General features: G+C 33.7%; 20 protein-coding genes. 8 read left to right on the plus strand and 12 right to left on the minus strand.

The annotated features are described in order from the left end of the window. The first annotated feature begins 36 nt into the window (after nucleotides 1-36). From lepB to ACE94K_RS19820, 4 genes are all read left to right on the plus strand, one after another. Nucleotides 37-1,605, plus strand: coding sequence for a signal peptidase I (lepB, locus tag ACE94K_RS19805; RefSeq protein WP_378176586.1), 1,569 nt, complete (start codon nucleotides 37-39; stop codon nucleotides 1,603-1,605). Nucleotides 1,606-1,663: 58 nt separating this feature from the next. Continuing rightward, a complete protein-coding gene (locus tag ACE94K_RS19810; RefSeq protein ID WP_378176589.1) occupies nucleotides 1,664-2,287 on the plus strand; it encodes a WbqC family protein in 624 nt (207 codons plus the stop codon). Then, on the plus strand, nucleotides 2,287-2,595 hold the full coding sequence (locus tag ACE94K_RS19815; RefSeq protein ID WP_378176592.1) for a DUF6122 family protein: 309 nt from the start codon (nucleotides 2,287-2,289) through the stop codon (nucleotides 2,593-2,595). Before ACE94K_RS19810 ends, ACE94K_RS19815 begins: the two co-directional genes overlap by 1 nt. Nucleotides 2,596-2,673: 78 nt before the next feature. Continuing rightward, nucleotides 2,674-3,447 (plus strand): M949_RS01915 family surface polysaccharide biosynthesis protein, encoded by a 774-nt coding sequence (locus ACE94K_RS19820; RefSeq protein WP_378176595.1) that lies wholly within the window; start codon nucleotides 2,674-2,676, stop codon nucleotides 3,445-3,447. Between the two features lie 82 nt (nucleotides 3,448-3,529). Here ACE94K_RS19820 and ACE94K_RS19825 read toward each other — a convergent pair whose 3' ends face one another. The 10 genes from ACE94K_RS19825 to ACE94K_RS19870 form a co-directional block, all read right to left on the minus strand. Further along, nucleotides 3,530-4,774 (minus strand): tetratricopeptide repeat protein, encoded by a 1,245-nt coding sequence (locus ACE94K_RS19825; protein WP_378176598.1) that lies wholly within the window; start codon nucleotides 4,772-4,774, stop codon nucleotides 3,530-3,532. A 3-nt stretch (nucleotides 4,775-4,777) separates the two neighbouring features. Beyond that, nucleotides 4,778-6,007 (minus strand): tetratricopeptide repeat protein, encoded by a 1,230-nt coding sequence (locus ACE94K_RS19830; protein ID WP_378176601.1) that lies wholly within the window; start codon nucleotides 6,005-6,007, stop codon nucleotides 4,778-4,780. Continuing rightward, complete coding sequence (locus tag ACE94K_RS19835) at nucleotides 6,008-7,321, minus strand: AAA family ATPase (protein WP_378176604.1); 1,314 nt, start codon at nucleotides 7,319-7,321, stop codon at nucleotides 6,008-6,010. A 44-nt stretch (nucleotides 7,322-7,365) separates the two neighbouring features. Next, nucleotides 7,366-8,382, minus strand: a complete 1,017-nt coding sequence (locus tag ACE94K_RS19840) for an endonuclease/exonuclease/phosphatase family protein (RefSeq protein ID WP_378176607.1) — start codon at nucleotides 8,380-8,382, stop codon at nucleotides 7,366-7,368. 2 nt (nucleotides 8,383-8,384) lie between these two features. Then, a complete protein-coding gene (locus ACE94K_RS19845; RefSeq protein WP_378176610.1) occupies nucleotides 8,385-9,281 on the minus strand; it encodes a rhomboid family intramembrane serine protease in 897 nt (298 codons plus the stop codon). Then, complete coding sequence (locus tag ACE94K_RS19850; protein WP_378176613.1) at nucleotides 9,281-10,033, minus strand: rhomboid family intramembrane serine protease; 753 nt, start codon at nucleotides 10,031-10,033, stop codon at nucleotides 9,281-9,283. Before ACE94K_RS19850 ends, ACE94K_RS19845 begins: the two co-directional genes overlap by 1 nt. A 7-nt stretch (nucleotides 10,034-10,040) precedes the next feature. Next, nucleotides 10,041-11,918 (minus strand): DNA mismatch repair endonuclease MutL, encoded by a 1,878-nt coding sequence (gene mutL / locus ACE94K_RS19855; RefSeq protein ID WP_378176617.1) that lies wholly within the window; start codon nucleotides 11,916-11,918, stop codon nucleotides 10,041-10,043. After that, nucleotides 11,919-12,212 carry a hypothetical protein gene (locus ACE94K_RS19860; protein WP_378176619.1) on the minus strand — a complete coding sequence of 98 codons (294 nt, stop codon included), beginning with the start codon at nucleotides 12,210-12,212 and terminating at the stop codon, nucleotides 11,919-11,921. Between the two features lie 152 nt (nucleotides 12,213-12,364). Then, entirely contained in the window at nucleotides 12,365-12,862 is a 498-nt protein-coding gene (gene ribH / locus ACE94K_RS19865; RefSeq protein WP_378176622.1) for a 6,7-dimethyl-8-ribityllumazine synthase, read from the minus strand. Between the two features lie 85 nt (nucleotides 12,863-12,947). Beyond that, nucleotides 12,948-13,721 (minus strand): tol-pal system YbgF family protein, encoded by a 774-nt coding sequence (locus tag ACE94K_RS19870; RefSeq protein WP_378176625.1) that lies wholly within the window; start codon nucleotides 13,719-13,721, stop codon nucleotides 12,948-12,950. 136 nt (nucleotides 13,722-13,857) lie between these two features. Here ACE94K_RS19870 and recF point away from each other — a divergent pair, with 136 nt between their 5' ends. The 4 genes from recF to ACE94K_RS19890 all read left to right on the plus strand — a co-directional run bounded on the left by recF (nucleotide 13,858) and on the right by ACE94K_RS19890 (nucleotide 15,952). Further along, complete coding sequence (gene recF / locus ACE94K_RS19875) at nucleotides 13,858-14,946, plus strand: DNA replication/repair protein RecF (RefSeq protein ID WP_378176628.1); 1,089 nt, start codon at nucleotides 13,858-13,860, stop codon at nucleotides 14,944-14,946. Between the two features lie 16 nt (nucleotides 14,947-14,962). Continuing rightward, complete coding sequence (locus ACE94K_RS19880) at nucleotides 14,963-15,376, plus strand: lipocalin family protein (protein WP_378176631.1); 414 nt, start codon at nucleotides 14,963-14,965, stop codon at nucleotides 15,374-15,376. Beyond that, on the plus strand, nucleotides 15,377-15,673 hold the full coding sequence (locus ACE94K_RS19885) for a DUF721 domain-containing protein (protein ID WP_378176634.1): 297 nt from the start codon (nucleotides 15,377-15,379) through the stop codon (nucleotides 15,671-15,673). Nucleotides 15,674-15,796: 123 nt separating this feature from the next. Continuing rightward, nucleotides 15,797-15,952: a hypothetical protein gene (locus ACE94K_RS19890; RefSeq protein WP_378176637.1), complete on the plus strand. Its 156-nt coding sequence runs from the start codon at nucleotides 15,797-15,799 to the stop codon at nucleotides 15,950-15,952. 134 nt (nucleotides 15,953-16,086) lie between these two features. On the opposite strand, the gene ACE94K_RS19895 is transcribed toward ACE94K_RS19890, so the two are convergent. Together ACE94K_RS19895 and ACE94K_RS19900 are read right to left on the minus strand one after the other, a co-directional pair. Next, nucleotides 16,087-16,479, minus strand: coding sequence for an acyl-CoA thioesterase (locus ACE94K_RS19895; RefSeq protein WP_378176639.1), 393 nt, complete (start codon nucleotides 16,477-16,479; stop codon nucleotides 16,087-16,089). A 177-nt stretch (nucleotides 16,480-16,656) separates the two neighbouring features. Further along, nucleotides 16,657-18,072, minus strand: coding sequence for a hypothetical protein (locus ACE94K_RS19900; RefSeq protein WP_378176642.1), 1,416 nt, complete (start codon nucleotides 18,070-18,072; stop codon nucleotides 16,657-16,659). Nucleotides 18,073-18,137 lie beyond the last annotated feature (65 nt).

Consider the following 18,137-nt stretch of genomic DNA (forward strand, 5'->3'; position numbering starts at 1 on the left):
TACAGTTAAATACACTTATACTTAAAACATAAAACAATGACACTATCAGAATGGTTTATTTTTTTCCTGGCAGTACAAGTAATTCACTTCTTAGGCACCTGGAAATTATATATAAAAGCAGGTAGAAAAGCTTGGGAAGCGGCTGTACCTGTTTACAATGCAGTAATTTTAATGAAGATCATAAACCGCCCTTGGTGGTGGGTTATTTTATTATTCATTCCGGTTATCAACGTAATTATGCTTCCTGTTGTTTGGGTTGAAACCATAAGAAGCTTTGGCAAAAATTCTACTACCGATACCATTTTGGTGATTGTTACCCTAGGTCTATATATTTATTATGTAAATTATATGTTGGATGTTTCTTATATTCAGGACAGGGATCTAAAACCAAAAACAGGTTCTGGAGAATGGATCAGCTCTATTCTCTTTGCAGTGGTAGCGGCTACTTTGGTGCATACGTACTTTATGCAGCCTTATACCATTCCGACAGGATCCTTAGAGAGAACTTTATTAGTAGGTGACTTCTTATTTGTGAGTAAGTTTCATTATGGAGCCAGAACACCAATGACGGCAATCTCTTTTCCGATGGTACACGATACCATACCACTGGTAAAAACCAAATCCTATAACAGTGATATACAATACCCATATTTTAGATTACCTGGTTTTCAAAAGATTAAACGCAACGATATCGTTGTATTTAGCTGGCCAGTAGATACTGTACGTTTTTTTAGAGACCCATCAGGAATCTACGTGTATAAACCCATCGACAAAAAATCTAATTACGTAAAACGTTGTGTGGGGATACCTGGTGATTCCTTATCTGTAGTTGACGGATATGTTCATATTAATGGAAAACAAACAGAATTACCCGATCGTGCTCAATTACAGTTTTCATATAGTGGTACTACAAAAGGTAAAAACTTTAATATGGATAACCTTTACAAGCGCTACAGGATCAAAAAAAATGAATTTGGCTATAACAACGAGATATTTCAGTCGGGTGGTCTAACCAATGAAGCTGCTGCCAAATTTAAAAATCACCCTAATGTTGCTAGTCTGGATAGAGCTATTACACCTCCTGGTATCAAGGAACCTGGGATATTCCCTAATAATGGAAAAGTAAGCTGGAACAGAGATAACTTTGGCCCTATCTACATTCCGGAGGCAGGAAAGTCGGTAAAAATGAATCTAAAAAACTTTTCTCTATACAGAAGAATTATTGAAGTATATGAAGGTTCAGAAATGGGAATTGACAATAAATTATCTGTAAACGGAACTCAGGTACTGCTCAATGGAGAACCCATTGACAGCTATACTTTTAAGCAAGATTATTATTGGATGATGGGTGATAACCGTCACAATAGTGAAGATAGCAGAACTTGGGGATATGTGCCGGCAAATCATATCGTAGGAAAACCAGTTTTTATCTGGATGAGTTGGGATAGTGATGCCAAAGGACTATTTAATAAAATCAGATGGGAACGTCTCTTCACGACCGTTGGTGGCAGCGGAAAGCCTGTTTCCTATTTTTATTATTTCTTAATTGCACTTGTTGGCTGGATTATTTTCAATCAATATCGTAAAAGAAAAAAGACAGTGTAGTGTTGATTTTTTAAATACTTATGCTAAATAAATTTAAAAATATATAGTTCTAAAACAGTTGAAACCCACCCTACTCCATCCTATGTACTTTGGTTCTATTGTGCAATATGTGGCAATTGCACAATCAAAATCTGTTGTTTTTGAAAACCACGATAACTATCAAAAACAAACATATCGCAATAGAACATATATTTATGGAGCAAACGGAAAACTTTTATTGACCATACCTGTAAAACATACAGGTAAACAAGGCAGACAATTATACAAAGACGTACGGATAGAAAATGAATTTCAATGGCAAATGCTCCATTGGAAATCCTTGCAATCAGCATATCGCACTTCTCCTTTTTTTGAGTATTATGAAGATGATCTGGTACACCTGTTCGAAAAAAGAAAAGAGTTCTTGCTTGACTTTAATTACCAGTGTATGGAAGTGATCTTTGATTGTTTGCAATTAGACCTCTCATTCTCTAAAACAAAGGTATATCAAAAAGAACCCAAAGCACTCAATGACCTAAGAGAGTTGGTGATTGCTAAAAAAGAAAAACCGCACGAACTTACCGAATATATTCAGGTATTTTCTGATAAGCATGATTTCATCCCCAATCTTTCTATTTTGGATCTATTATTTAATGAAGGTACGAGTGCATTATCCTACCTAGAGAATCAATCGATTTTTTAGTGTTACGCTTCAGTATTCATTATGGTTTTCATTTTGTAGTTCCGCTATTAATTGCATTGATTTTCTTTCCCAAACGATGGAACAAAGTATATCTCATATTTCTGAGTGCTATGTTTATAGATTTAGACCATTTATTCGCTAATCCTATTTTTGACCCAAATCGTTGTAGTATTGGTTTTCATTTTCTACATAGTTTTTATGCCATTTTTTGTTATGGATTATTACTAATTCCTAAGAACACCAAAATCATAGGTTTTGCCCTGTTATGGCATATTCTGACTGATCTATTAGATTGTCAGATGCTATAAATACAGGTATTTAAAAAATATTTTTTACATTTAGTGCAAAACAAGAACTACCCCTTGCTTTACTAATCCTATTTATCTATGCAAAAAATTCTACTTTACAGCGCTTTTTTGATACTTCTTTCTTGCGGAAAACAAGCTAAAGAATCCAAGGAAAACTCAGAAACGACTACCGCACAGAACGTAACGGCATTACCCATACAAAGGGACGCCACAATTCTTTTAGATACCGCTATTGCTCGTAAACTTTCTAAAAAAGAAATGAATACTATTTTTACTAATAAAAGACAAATTCAATTGGGTATTTCTAATGAGGTCTATCAGGCATATACTTATAAAGATGATGCAAATGAATATTATTTGGTTTTAACGGATCATAGAAAAAACATTACCAAAGAAAAAGACACACTCTATGATAACGTTTATGCATTGAACTTGATTAATAACAATTATCAATTCAAAAAAAGATCCACTATAAAAGGAGAAATAGATGGAGACTGGGAAACATCGATAGGTTTCTGGAATCAATATTCTGAGTTATCTGATCTTGATGGTGATGGTACTGTTGATCCAATCATTGTTTACGGTACCACTGGTCAAAATAAATATAAAGATGGTAGAGTACGAATTGTAGCGTACCATCAGAAAAAAAGAGTAACGATCAAGCATCAAAACAGCGAAATTGAGGACGGTAGAATTACTAAAATCAATAAGAACTTTTATAACTTCCCCATAGAAATTCAAGAAGCTGTAAAAGCAAAAATGAAGCTTATGATTAAAAATGGGCACGCGTTTTTTGTTGATGAATGGGAAAAAGACATGCAAAACAAAGCTACACGCTTAGAGAAAATGTAATCTAGTTTTACGAAAAACATTAGTGCTATTATATAAAAAATATGTCTAAAGTTTTCTTTGGTTCAGATTTTAACTGATTGATCTATTCAAAAGTTACCCTGCGCCAACTATCTATAAAAAAGTATAAGGCATAATAAACACCACTAATAACAAAGAAAATGTAATACTTAATTTCATCTTCGAAAACATTATGAGTTGCAAAAACAGATGTCGCAACCATCAAAGCTATTAATCTAACGGTAGTTTTTACAGTGTCTTCCCAGTCCAAAAAAAATCTTGATAAAATATTAAATAGAACCGCAGTAATAATCGAACCTTTAAAAGACCAGTCGGATTTTGGATTAAAGGTATGAATTATAGGAAACAAAAAAAGAAAAGTTGACAGTACTAAAAAAATGACTACATTGATCTTTTTAGGAATACTTAAAAAATCTCTTTTTTCTTTTTTAACATAAAATAAAACATCGTGGATGGGATCTAGTAAATATCCATAAATACTACCTAAAACCAGTATCGATAGAACTGGTGTAAAATGTATAATACTATAATCATTATTTATTAATAAAAATAGAGTAATACTTCCTAAAAAAAGAAGAAACAACGAAGCTATTGACCATTTATTTGGACCTTTACAGTAATTGTAAACTTTCTCGAACAAACTAAAAAACCAATGTTCGAAGACTTCAATGTGGTACAAGAATTTTAATACATCCCGATCAGAAGGATCTTTTCTGAGTGCTTCAATAATATGCTTCTTTGACGCCGAAAGGTTGCCAAGTCTAAGATGTACAATAGCAGCAGCTCTGTGTGTATCTTCGTCATCCGGAGAAATCTGTAAAGAACTTCTTAAAGTTCTCATTGTCTCACCTCTTCTATATTCTTTTCTAGATAACAGCTTAGCTTTCAGGTTGAGTGTTTCAGCGTTTTTGGGATCTATTTTAAGCGACTGTTTTATCACTTCAAAAGCGTAATCGATTCTATCTAACTGCATCAAAATATAGCCTTTTTCGTTTAATAGTAAGACCATATTAGGGTCTAACCTTAGACCTGACTCAATGAAATCTAAAGCTTGTAAGTACTCCTGTTTCCTTATTAAGAGAATCGATTTTAGATAATACCCATAATATTGATCCGGTTGATTACCAATTAATTCTTCTGCAATTGAAAATGCAAGTTCGTTTTTTTTAAGATTGTAATGTGACAACCCAATTAGATACTTTGCAATATCAGCATCCGGAAACATTTGGATCGTTGTCTTAAAATAAGCAATGGCTTCCTCATACCTTCCTAAATCAAATAATATTTTCCCTTTCCTTAATGGGTTCAAAAGCTATCCTTTGAGAAAATTTCCAATCCAACTGTATCCTACTAAACCAAAAATAGAAATCATCATGGGAACCGTAAAATTGTCTGTAAACAAAGGTCCTATAATTCCTGCAAATAGAATAACGGCACCTATAAGATAACTGATATATCTAGATGATTTTTTTTCTATCAAAGCTGACATGGATATCGGAATTATTGAACAAACTGCTGAAATTCCAATTAAAAACCAAGATTCAATCTTCCATATAAAAAATAACGAAAAACTAGCGATAGCCAAACCAAACAAAGTAGCAAATAACATCCCTGATACTCTGTCTTTGGTTTCTAATAAATATTTCCCGTTTGGATTTAAAAGTAATATTGCATTTGATAAAGGACCAATAATCCATCCACCTAGCGCAAATAACAAATAAGGAACAATGACGAAATACGCCAAATAAGGATATGCCGTTTTACTTAACAAAAAAACAGCTATACGATAAGCGATATAAAGTCCGATGATAAAGGCCCACTGGTTACCTTCTTTCATATTTGAAACCCAAAAAGAATATTTAAGAAATAGTCTATAAACAAAATTTTTCGCTTTAATGGACTCTAACATTCCATCTTTTGCATATCTTGATGTAGGATCATTTTTCAGTGATTCTTTAAAATGATGCATCGCTTTTTTATGGTTTCCTTGTTCTAAGTGGACCCAACCAACATTTGCATGAGAAAAACTACCTTCAGGATCTTGATTGAGCGTGTTGCTAACGGTCTGCTCGGCTTCTTGCTTTCTGTTTAACTTGGTTAGCGTTTGTGCTCGAACATTAAGACATAGCACATTATTAGGATTAAGAGTTAAACCTTCGTCGGCACAAGCAAGACTCTCAATATAATCTTTTGATTCTAAAAGCATTAATCCTTTATACCCAAAATAATCCGGATTATAAGGATCTAAAGATATAGCGTCGTCGATAGCGGCCAATGCCTCTTTTTTGTCCTCATTATGCCACAAAATTACTGACTTGTTATAAAATAATTCATCTTCATTGGGGTACTGAGATATCAGAAGATTATTCATTCGTTCTGCTTTCTCAAACTCATTTAGTTCAAGATAACATCGTATAAGTAAACTTTTAGCCCAATAGTTCTCTGGATCAGATTGTAAACCCTCTTTTAACGACTGTAATGCTTTATCATACTTACCGATTTGAAAAAGTTGAAAACCTCTTTCAAAAAACACATTTTCCATTTATTTCTTAATTTTCAGGTATGATAATATTTCGTCATATAAACCAGAATCATTGGCATACAATGCATAATTTTTGGAAGTAGTAAACCATTCTTTAGTGCTTGGCTTTATGCTTTTAATTGCCTTCAATATATCCTTGGTATGTAAAGGTTTGGGTATACCATCACTAAAAGATTGCATCAATTTTTGCTCTACAGCAACATCTATCGACGCTTGAATGTCTGCTCCTGAAAACTCTTTTGCTGCTTTTGATAAAGCTTTATAATCGATATTTTCTACAGGCTTATCTTTTAGCATGATCTCATAAATAGCCGTTTTGGCAGTGATGTCAGGTGGCGCTACAAAGATGATCCTATCAAAACGTCCCGGACGTCTAAATGCCGGATCTAAATGCCAAGGAGTATTGGTGGCTCCTAGCACTAAAATACCATCATTGTCGCTATCAATACCGTCTAATTCTGCTAAGAATTGATTGATCACATTTCTTCCTGCAGATTTATTCATATCGCTTCGATTAGCTCCCAGGGCATCGATCTCATCTATGAAAATAACACAGGGTTTATTATTTCTTGCAGTTTCAAATACTTCATGGAGATTTTGTTCACTACTACCTACCCACATATCTAAGATATCATTAATGCCAATACTTATAAAATTAGCATTGATCTCTCCGGCAGTCGCACGAGCTAAATGAGTCTTTCCGCATCCAGGCGGCCCATATAAAAGAATACCTCCCCCAATCTTTTTACCATAAGCTTTGTATAATTCTTTATGTTCGAGAGGTTTTATTATTTTTAACGAAATCTGTTCTTTAACCTCGCTCATACCACCAACATCCGAAAAATTGATGGTAGGCTTTTTAAGAAATTTTACCGCATCCTCATCCACATATGTATCTTCGTTGCTTTGGATTGTTTGTATTCTTAATTTGCCATCAAAATCTGTATTTGTATAGGATGTATTAATACTTAAAATTTGTTGGTATGTTTCTTTCGCTTCCTCTATATTATCATCTTCCAATAGACAATAACATAACAATTCGAGATATTCTATATTAAAAGAATCGATCTGTATCAGTTCTTCTAAAATGATCTCTGCGGGAGCTATCTTTTTGAGTCTAAAATAACACTTAGATAGTCCAAATTTTGCATCCTTAGAAGTTCCATCTAACTTTAAAACTTCCAGATACTGTTCTTCTGACTTTATGTAATCACTTCTATCAAAGTAAGATTTTGCAATTCTTAATCTAAGAGGGATGTTATCCGGTGAAAAAGAAAGTGCTTCTAAAAGATCATCTATAAAATCGTTCCCCATACTTCTATATTGTTACGTTTTATTTTTTGTTTCGGAATTCAAAATTAAAGTTTAATCTTGGAATAAATTGGATAATGATCAGAAAGTTCAATATCAAAACTTTTAAAAGAAATTACCTCAGTATCGTCTGGAACCAATATAAAATCAATCCTTGCCGGAAACAGCTCAAAATTAAAGGTCTTACCAAAGCCTTTACCGGCTTCTTTGAAGGTATCCAAAAGGTTTTCTGATTTAATCTTGTCATATATATAAGAGTAAGCCGTATTATTAAAGTCACCCATAACAATATTTCTGTAAGGCGATGATTTCATATGAGCAATTAGTTGCTCTGCCTGACTTTGTTGTTTTACAAATGATGTCTGTATGCGTTTGAACAACTTTTGAGAATCTGCTTTTGCTAAATCGTCTGTTTTAGTACTTATACCGTGGGATTGCAAATGAACATTGTAGACCCTGATAGTATCGGACGGTAGCGCTATATCAGCAAAAATCACATTGTTTGCCGTTTTTTTAAAACTTAGAGAACCCGTATTGATCAACGGGTACTTCGAGAAAATCACTAATGCTAATTCTTTACTCTTATGATGAAAATGATCATACTTGTAATCATACTGGCTAAAATCGATATCAGGATTATGATAAAATTCCTGAGCGCAAAATATATCTGGATTTTCTTGTCTTACCAGGGAGGAAATGTCTTTAGGTATCTCTTCAGAATCAATCCATTTAAACCGATTAAAAGCGTGGACATTAAAGCTAAGTAGCGAAAGTGTATTGTCTATTTCATCTGACGACCTACCTCTTAATTTATACAGAGAGGAAAGGTGAGAGATTCCTAAGATTAAGACCACTAAAGATAGTAGCATCTTCCGCTTTAAAAGTATTGCCCAATATAACAGGAACAATACATTAATAACAATTAATATCGGAACTGCAAGACTCAACACCGATAAGAGTGGGAACGTTTGAGGAGAAACATAGGGTAACAAATACGACATTAATAAAGCAAAAGCTACCAAAGAATTGATAAAGAATATGACCTTATTAACTAATTTTCTCATGACTAATCTTTACCCGCTTTGAACAAAAAGTCTTTTTCCTGTTTTGTTAAGCTATCATAGCCACTTTTACTGATTTTATCCAATATAGCGTCTATCTCTGCTTGATTGGGGCTTTTAGCTTTTGGAGCAGTTGTCTTTCTTGACGTAGTAGTTTTAGATTTTTTGGCCTTATGTACTGTTTTTAAAGGACTTTTCTTTCTGGGTTTAAAAAGACTCGCTACAGCATCCATAAACTTCTCAAACCAACTTCCGATATCCTTTCCTTTTTTAAGCTGACTGGCATATAAATATCCAAATAAAGCTCCGCCAAGATGGGCAATATGACCTCCAGCATTTCCTGCAGGTATTTGTGCAATATCAAGAATTACGAAAAAAACAGCTATCCACCAAAATTTGACACTACCAATAAACATTAAACGAACAGACATATAAGGTATATATGTTGCTATGGCAATTAATATTGCCATTACTGATGCAGAAGCTCCTAAAAGCACAGAATTACCTACTTCAGAAAATACCGGAAACAAATTGTAAGAAGCCATATATAATAATGCTCCAAAAATTGCTCCCAGAAAATAAACGGTTAAAACTCGTTTTTCTGTAAGATAAGAGACAAAATATTTCCCGGAAAAGTATAGAATAATCATATTGGATGCGATATGCCAAAACCCACTATGCAGAAAGGCATAGGTAATGATTGACCAAGGTTTGGTTAAAAAACTTCCAAATTCTTTTGGAAAAACAAACCAATCTAATAAAAAACCACTTGAAGTATTAAAAAGATAGGCAAATGTATTTATAAGATAAAAAGATACAAATACTACAACATTGATTACAATGAGTTTCTCTATTATAGAAAAACTCCTGAACTTTAGTTTTAAATCGTTCATCTGTGACATTAATTCCAACGATTTTGGTTAAACGAATTCTTTTTCCAGTACCACATAGTGATAAAACCGATAACGGCACCACCGATATGTGCCCAGTGTGCTACATTGGACGGTCCTAAAAGTGATTGACCTGTTATTCCAGAATATAAATCAAATAAGAAATATCCTCCTATTAAGTATTTCGCTTTAATAGGAACGGGTATAAACATTATATACAATGGTAAATTTGGATAAACCACTGCAAAGGCCGCCAAGACCCCAAAAATAGCCCCAGAAGCTCCGACCATTGGAGTTCTGTAAGCATCAATTAGTCTAGCAGTTACATCTGGCGATACCACTTGATAAGAATAATAAGAACCATTATTATTCACCTTTTGAAATAAGTCTAGAATACTTTCCATCGGAATACCGGCAGCCAAATGTTCGGTTAAAGCTGGCTGGTATTGAAAATAAGTAAACAGTAGCTGGAATGCCACTGCTCCCAAACCAGCAGAAAAATATATGAACAAAAATTTCTTTTGGCCTATAGAATATTCCATATGACTACCAAACATGTACAACGCAAACATATTAAAGAAAATATGAGTAGTGTTGCCGTGCATAAACATATGGGTAACAATCTGCCATACCTGAAAATTATCATTTTTAGGAAACCATAAAGCAAATAGATTATAAGCAGCGTCTCCCAGTGTTAAAGATCCAATAAAAAAGATCACATTAATAATTAATAAAGTCTTTACTGTATCTGTAATTCTCCCCATTATATTTTTAAAATTTTTTATCTATATCATCTACTGTTAACGTGATGAAAGTTGGCTTATTATCTGGTGTCATAGTTGGTTCTGTACAAGCAAAAAGGCTGTTTACGATATGTTGTTGTTGTTCGTTTGCCAAATCTGCACCTGTCCTTACTGCTATACTCCCAGAAATCGATCTGGCTAATAAATCTGTTAACGAAAATCCACTATCAGGAACTTCTTGTTCTATATCACTCACTAATTTTTCTAATAGCACTGAAACTTCGCTTTCTGTAGTAACCGTAGGAATTCCTGATATAGAAACTTCTTCTCCCGTGAACTCTCCAAAAACAAAACCTGTATTTTCTAAATGCTCTCTTACTGTTTTTAATAACTGTATTTCTTGTTTAGAGAATGATAGTCTTAACGGAAACAGTAATTGCTGGCTCACGGCACTTGCCATGGTAATGTTACGCAACACCTCTTCATATAATATTCTCTGATGCGCTCTATGTTGATGAATTATCACCATACCACTTTTTATGGTGGTTACTATATATTTCCTTCTTAATTGATATGTAGTATTATGCTCTAATTCTGTTTGCTGATCCTTATTGAATAAAGAACCGGTAACCTCTGAACTTTCAAATTCTATAGCAGAAAAATTGTTCTCGGTTGGTTTCGGCTGCATTTCTGAAGTATCTAAACCTGCGTATAAATTTTCCCAACTACCAGCAGATTCTTTTCTAAAACTTGCATAGCTTTTGGCAGAAGAAAATGACGAATCTTCTTTTTTATCTTCTTTAAAAGGATTAAAACTTCGATCCACCTCTATAGTCGGAGTTTTAACTGCCTTACTTTTATATTCGTATGGAGTATCCATAGAGGCATCTCTATTAAAATCAAGCACTGGTGCCACATTAAACTGTCCTAAACTATGCTTGATCGTAGAACGTAACATCGCATACAATGCGTGTTCATCATCAAATTTAATTTCAGTTTTGGTGGGGTGAATATTAATATCGATGGATGTAGGGTCTACTGTAAGATAAATAAAATAACTAGGATGTGTTTTTTCTTTCAGCAATCCTTCAAAAGCAGAATTTACTCCGTGATTGAGATATGCACTTTTAATAAATCTGTTATTAACAAAGAAAAATTGTTCTCCACGGGTTCTTTTTGCATACTCCGGTTTGCAAACAAATCCAGTAATACTTACCAAATCTGTTTCTTCATTTACAGGAACTAATTTTTCATTAGTTTTTCCGCCAAAAACATGAACAATCCTTTGACGATAATTAGCCGCTGGTAGATTAAAGACTTCACTGCCGTTATGATACATATCAAATTTAATATCCGGATGCACCATGGCTACTCTATGAAATTCATCGATAATATGTCGTAATTCTACAGCATTAGATTTCAGAAAATTACGTCTTGCCGGAATATTATAAAACAAATTCTTAACACAAATCGAAGTACCTTTTGGCGTAATACAAACCTCTTGTGAAACTACTTCGCTACCTTCTATTTTTATTTCCGTTCCAACTTCATCTTCTTCCTGCCTGGTCTTTAATTCAACGTGTGCTATCGCGGCAATAGAAGCCAATGCTTCTCCTCGAAATCCTTTGGTATTTAATTGAAAAAGATCTTCTGCTGATTTAATTTTGGATGTGGCGTGCCTTTCAAAACTAAGTCTTGCATCGGTAACGCTCATACCGATTCCATCGTCAATAACCTGAATTAATGTTTTTCCAGCCTCTTTTACGATTAATTTAATATGCGTAGCTTTTGCATCAATGGCATTCTCTAATAGCTCCTTAACTACAGATGCTGGTCTTTGCACTACCTCTCCGGCAGCTATTTGGTTGGCTACGTGATCCGGTAATAGTTGGATGATATCTGACATTTATTGTCCGGCAGTAAATATGGATAAATCAAAATCTATTAAATATAAAAAGATAAAGATGAGTACAGCTGCGATATAAACCACTCGTTTATTTATTTCGCGATTTCCTCGATTACGACTTGCTTTTCGATCTTCGCTCCATTGAGAACCAAAGTCAATAGCATTTCGAGTTTCTCGATATTTAGTGATTCGATTTTCGAAATCGTAGATATTCCCCTCACTCTTTCCTTTATAATACCTTGGAGTATAGTTATATCTTCGGTTTGTTTTTCTCTTAGGGATACTTAATTTCACGTGCTACTCCTTTCTTTTTATATGATCCAAATATACTTAAAATGCATAGCAATCTAAAGCTTTTAGCATTACAATAACATTGAGATATTAACAGCAAGGATCATGCCGTTTTATAAAAATAAGAAGTTTTGGACATCGTTGCCTACCTGTCACTAAAATTTAGCATCTTTACGAAGTTGTGCCATTTTGATAGCAGCAATAGCAGCTTCTGTACCTTTATTACCGTGCTTTCCGCCAGAACGATCTATGGATTGTTGCATCGTATTATCCGTAAGAACACAAAAAATCACGGGGATATCGCTTTGAATATTTAGATCTTTGATTCCTTGCGTCACTCCATCACACACAAAATCAAAATGCTTTGTTTCTCCTTGAATCACGCTCCCAATTGCAATCACTACATCTAACATATCATAAGATTGTTGCATTTTTTTGCAACCATAGATCAGTTCAAAACTACCTGGAACGTTCCATCTTACAATATTATCTTTTATAGCGCCACAATCCAACAAAGCATCAAAAGCCCCCTGAAAAAGACCTTCGGTAATTGCATCATTCCATTCTGAAACAACAATCCCAAACCGAAAGTTTTTCGCGTTTGGGATCGTAGCTTTATCGTATTGAGATAAATTTTTATTTTCTGTAGCCATATTTTGGTTGTCTGTTTATTGTGATCAGTTGATAGTTTTCAAGACTTTATCCTAGAACTAAGAACTAAAAACCAACAACTACCAACTACTTAAGCATCGCTTGTGCTCTTCCTAAATGTACATCTGCCTGATTGGCTTCTGCACTTTTGGAAAACTCTTCTTTTATTCTTTCCAGATGAGTCATCGCTACCTCCGGCTTTCCCAAAGAAATTGCAGTAATTGCAGATTTCAACAAGAATCTAGGTGTAGTAAAATCATTTACTTTTGCATTTGCCGCTTTTTCATAATAAGATAACGCCTCGTCCATTTGGTCTAACTGAGCAAATGCGTCACCAATCCCTCCTAAAGCCAAAGGTCCTAACATTTCGTCATCACTCTTAAACTTATCCAAATGATCGATTGCTTCTTGGTACTTTTTCATATTTAGGTATGAAAAACCTGCATAATAATTTGCAAGATTTGCTGCCTTTGTACCACCATAATTTTCAATGATTTCGAGAAATCCGTATTTTCCTTCACCACCATTAAGTGCTAAGGTGTATAAAGAATCACTAACAGTAGTATTTCCGTTAACAGCATTATCAAAATATTGCTGAGCTTTATACATCTCATTTGATGCCTCTATTTCTTTAGGTTCTTGTATATATTTTTGATATCCCAGATATCCCAAAACTATAACAGCAATAGCACCAACAACACCGAATATATATTTTTGATTTGCTGCAACCCATTCTTCAGTTCGGGAAGCACCTTCATCTAACGTATTAAATACCTCAGCGGTGGTAGATTGATCTTCGATTTGCTCAACCTCTTCTGCTTTATTTTTTGGTTTATATCCTCGTTTCTTATAAGTTGCCATAAATTATATTTAATGAACGGCAAAAATAAAATTTTTATTCATAATTAAAAGCGAAAATATTTGTTATTTTTCAATAATTTGCACTTCTTATTTGAGAATTTCAAAAAAGTCGCTACTTGCTGACGATCAGTAATTTATGATTCTAAAATCACTTTCTTTAATCAATTACAAAAATTTTGAATCCGTTAATTTCGAATTTGACAATAAGATTAATTGCCTTGTTGGTCATAATGGAGTAGGAAAAACTAATATCCTGGATGCCATCTATCATTTGTCTTTCGGGAAGAGTTATTTTAATCCTATTACGGGGCAAAATATAAAACATGATACTGACTTTTTTGTAATTGAAGGCTTATATGAAAAAATGGACCGAGAGGAAAAGGTAATTGTAAGTGCAAAAAGGGGACAAAAAAAAGTGATCAAGAGAAACGGTAAAGCTTACGATACTTTTAGTGAACATATTGGTTTTTTGCCATTGGTAATTATTTCTCCAGCTGATCGAGATTTAATTACTGAAGGAAGCGATACAAGACGTAAATTTATCGATGGAGTGATCTCTCAGAGTGATACTACGTATCTTTCGACATTATTAAAGTATTCAAAAGTTGTTTCTCAACGTAATTCACTTTTGAAATATTTTGCAGCCAACAATACTTTTGATCCTACTACCTTAGAAATTTACAATCAACAAATGAATGAACTGGGTAGTATTATTTATGAAAAAAGAACTGTATTTCTCGAAACTTTTATTCCTATTTTTATCAATCGATATGAGGCTATTAGCTCCGGTAAAGAATCTGTTACGCTAAGTTATCAAAGTAAATTGTCAGAAAATGACTTACGAACACTTTTAGAACAAAACTTGGGAAAAGACAGAATGCTGCAATACACCAGTGTAGGAGTACATAAAGATGATTTATCTTTTGAAATTGAAGGACATCAAATCAAAAAATTTGGAAGTCAGGGACAACAGAAATCATTTTTAATAGCTCTTAAATTAGCTCAATTTGACTTTATCAAAAAACAGAGTAAAGTAAATCCGCTACTTTTATTGGATGATATTTTTGATAAGCTTGACGAAAAACGAGTAGAACACATTATACAACTGGTGGATGATCAGAATTTCGGCCAACTTTTTATAAGTGATACGCATGCTGATCGCACAGAAAACGTCGTAAAAAAAATATCTCAGTCTTATAAGATTATTCGACTCGGAGCTTCTTAAAAAGAAAACTAAACCTATGCAAAAAAATAGTCTTTACCTATTCATCTTTTTGATAATATCTTGTTCCAAACCTGATCCAAAAGAGTTTGTTCAATATATTGAAGGATACTGGGAGATTGAAAAAGTACTTACCGCCGATGGTATCGAAAAGCAATATAATTTTAATCAGAGTATCGACTTTTTTGAAGTTGATGAAATGAAAGGTGTACGTAAAAAAGTGCAACCTAAACTTGATGGTAATTTTATTATCACAAAGGACCAGGAAACCTTTACCTTGGTCATTGAAAATGATAGCTTAAGAATACATTACAAAACTCCGTTGACTACCTGGAGAGAAACCCTCATTTCGGCCAAAGAAAATCAAATGATTATGAAGAATGAAGCAGGAAATCTGTACTTTTACAAACCATACACAAAGATAGAATTATAAATGGCCCGAAGACAAAATGATCATCTTAGTATCAGCGACGTTCTTAAAGAATTCGTAAATAATAACAACCTCCAGAAAGGATTGGATAAGGTAGAAGTACGCGATGTTTGGGAACAAATTATGGGACCGGCCATTAACAAATATACTCGAAACATAAAGCTTGATAGAGAAACATTATATATTGAACTCACCTCATCTGTACTTAGAGAAGAGCTAAGCTACGGAAAAGAGAAAATAAAAAATAATCTTAATGAAGCTTTAGGAAGAGAGCTAATTAAAAAATTAATTTTGCGCTAATTGAAAGTCATATTTACTAACACCATCTTTTGTTAAAAGTTGATTTTTTTATTGATTATAGGGTTACCAATTTATTCTTTAATGTTATTAACCACTAGTATTAATTATTTAAATTATTAAACTATGTTAAAAAGCATTTTAAATTTAGAAGGAATTAACGTGTTAAAAAGAGAGCAACAAAAAGTAATTAGTGGAGGTATTAATTACGAAAATTGCGATAAACCTGAAAATTGGTTTTATGATATGTCTTCTGAATGTGAAGCGTATTATGGTGGTTAATCAAACCGCTAAAAACGTACAGAAGTTGTCTTGATTGACAACTTCTGTTTTTAAATAAATTTTTAAAAGGTTTCTACAAATATTCATCGTAGAACATTTAATTATCCTTATTCATTATATGCAAAAAAGCAATACTAGTTTTGCGCTAATCGATCCTTTACAAACTCAATCTTTGTTTTACCGTGCGGTGCAGGTTTTCCGTGTTCATCCAGATTGACCATAGTAATCTTTTCGACTTTTATAATCGTTTTTCGAGTAAGTTTGTTTCTAACTTCGCAAGTTAATATAAGAGATGACTTACCAAAATTTACTACATCCATTCCAATTTCTACGATGTCTCCTTGAACAGCAGAACTCACAAAATTTATCTCAGACATAAACTTGGTAACAACTCTTTTACTCTCTAGCTGAATCACTGCATATAACGCAGCTTCTTCATCAATCCATTCCAGCAACCTTCCTCCAAATAATGTTTCATTAGGATTAAGATCTCCTGGTTTTACAATTTTTCTTGTATGATATCGCATTTCCTTTACTTTGTTACAAAAGTACAGAAATATTGACCTGAATTGGTTTGTTTAACACATGGCCTATAAGAATTATCTTTTTCTAAACTTGAGCAACCCCGTACTAACAGATCATAAATTTTAATCCGGAAATTTTAAGACTTTGATAGTGATTGACTAAGTGGTATAATGAGATTTCTACTGAATTACAATTTCCTCACAAAATTGAATGCCATTTGGACAGGTCTCCGTTTCTGTTTGAATGCAAATAACATAAGTTCCTGGATCAAATTGAAAAAACAAGGTATTATCTGCTCCCGGTCCACCATCTTGCTCTACAATATCGCCGTTAATTGTCCATTCATAGACAGTAGTATCTATGTCAGGGAATTCGGCTGTAAACGTATAGCTAGGCGTATTTCCTTCCTGTTCTACAATAAAAAATAGATCCGGACAAATTTCGTCTACAATTACTTCCCTACAAAACTCTATCACTTCTGTACAAGATGGAATTGTGGTTTTTATACACACTTCGTGTACGCCGGGTGATAGCTCAGAGAAAAGCATATTATCACCATTTGCACCTCCATCCGTTTCTATACGTTGATCATCAATAAACCATTCATAGGTAATTTCATCTATACTGCTAAAATCGGATATAAAAGTATATCCTAATGTTCCTGGCTCTTGTTCAAAATCGAAAGCCAGATCCGGACAAACCTCGGCAACTTCTATTCTTTTACAAAATTCTATTCCCTCAGGACAGTCATTTGTTTCTGTTTTAATACAAACCTCATAAACTCCGGGCGCTTCAAACTCAAATACTAATAAATTATCGCCTTGGTTGTTTGGTCCATCTACCTCAATAAATTCATTATTAACAAACCAACTGTAAGTTCCTATTACTTCTAAGTCCGGGAATGCCGCTTCAAATCTATAGCCTAAATTAAAGATATCTGTTTGCTCGAAAGTAAAATTTAATTGCGGACAACGGCGTTCACAAGATTCTATAATCCTGAAAAAACCAAAGTACGTATCTATGGCAATGCTTTCAAAATTTGGAGCCACTAAAACATTCACCGGAAATTTAAATGCCGGTTGATATAGTGTTCCTTGATTTTGATAAAAAGCCTGAAATTCTTCATCAGAATTTATGATCACTTCGCTCGCTTCTTCGTTTATTAACGTAACAGGATAATCAAACTTAAAACAGTCATTAAAAAAACGGTCAAATTGGTCACGCACTGTTTCAAATTCACATTCGCGCAATACATCTAACAAAGCTGTTTCGGTAGTAATAGAAATTACCGCGTCGGTATCGCTAAAGATAATCTCAACTGGAAATTGTAATCCCGAAATATTAAAGTTGGCACCCTGACTGGAAATCACATCCGCTAATCCCTGATAACTATCTATTCTAATAGTGGAATCTGTATTATATCCTAAAGTAATAGGATATACAAACCGAAAACATTGTTCATTTTCTGAAGGAACAGTTTGGTTTGAACCAAAATTATTGAGAACAGTTACCATTGCAGGACTCGATACTACTCGGTCAGAATTTTCCTCAGGAAAAAACGAATCATCGTTGACACAACTACTAATAAATGTCATTAATGAAAGTATTACGAATCGTATGTATATATTGAAGTTCTTCAAAATAATTTGTCTTTACATAT

Origin of the sequence: Aquimarina besae (genome assembly GCF_042434905.1) — a bacterium.
Lineage (GTDB): Bacteria > Bacteroidota > Bacteroidia > Flavobacteriales > Flavobacteriaceae > Aquimarina.

Coding starts and splice junctions, on each gene's coding strand:
- ACE94K_RS19880 (WP_378176631.1), top strand. CDS start 14,963: ATGCAAAAAAATAGTCTTTACCTATTCATCTTTTTGATAATATCTTGT.
- ACE94K_RS19835 (WP_378176604.1), bottom strand. CDS start 7,321: ATGGGGAACGATTTTATAGATGATCTTTTAGAAGCACTTTCTTTTTCA.
- ACE94K_RS19895 (WP_378176639.1), bottom strand. CDS start 16,479: ATGCGATATCATACAAGAAAAATTGTAAAACCAGGAGATCTTAATCCT.
- ACE94K_RS19840 (WP_378176607.1), bottom strand. CDS start 8,382: ATGAGAAAATTAGTTAATAAGGTCATATTCTTTATCAATTCTTTGGTA.
- ACE94K_RS19900 (WP_378176642.1), bottom strand. CDS start 18,072: ATGACATTTATTAGTAGTTGTGTCAACGATGATTCGTTTTTTCCTGAG.
- ACE94K_RS19820 (WP_378176595.1), top strand. CDS start 2,674: ATGCAAAAAATTCTACTTTACAGCGCTTTTTTGATACTTCTTTCTTGC.
- ACE94K_RS19850 (WP_378176613.1), bottom strand. CDS start 10,033: ATGGGGAGAATTACAGATACAGTAAAGACTTTATTAATTATTAATGTG.
- ACE94K_RS19845 (WP_378176610.1), bottom strand. CDS start 9,281: ATGTCACAGATGAACGATTTAAAACTAAAGTTCAGGAGTTTTTCTATA.
- ACE94K_RS19830 (WP_378176601.1), bottom strand. CDS start 6,007: ATGGAAAATGTGTTTTTTGAAAGAGGTTTTCAACTTTTTCAAATCGGT.
- lepB (WP_378176586.1), top strand. CDS start 37: ATGACACTATCAGAATGGTTTATTTTTTTCCTGGCAGTACAAGTAATT.
- mutL (WP_378176617.1), bottom strand. CDS start 11,918: ATGTCAGATATCATCCAACTATTACCGGATCACGTAGCCAACCAAATA.
- recF (WP_378176628.1), top strand. CDS start 13,858: ATGATTCTAAAATCACTTTCTTTAATCAATTACAAAAATTTTGAATCC.
- ribH (WP_378176622.1), bottom strand. CDS start 12,862: ATGGCTACAGAAAATAAAAATTTATCTCAATACGATAAAGCTACGATC.
- ACE94K_RS19890 (WP_378176637.1), top strand. CDS start 15,797: ATGTTAAAAAGCATTTTAAATTTAGAAGGAATTAACGTGTTAAAAAGA.
- ACE94K_RS19870 (WP_378176625.1), bottom strand. CDS start 13,721: ATGGCAACTTATAAGAAACGAGGATATAAACCAAAAAATAAAGCAGAA.
- ACE94K_RS19885 (WP_378176634.1), top strand. CDS start 15,377: ATGGCCCGAAGACAAAATGATCATCTTAGTATCAGCGACGTTCTTAAA.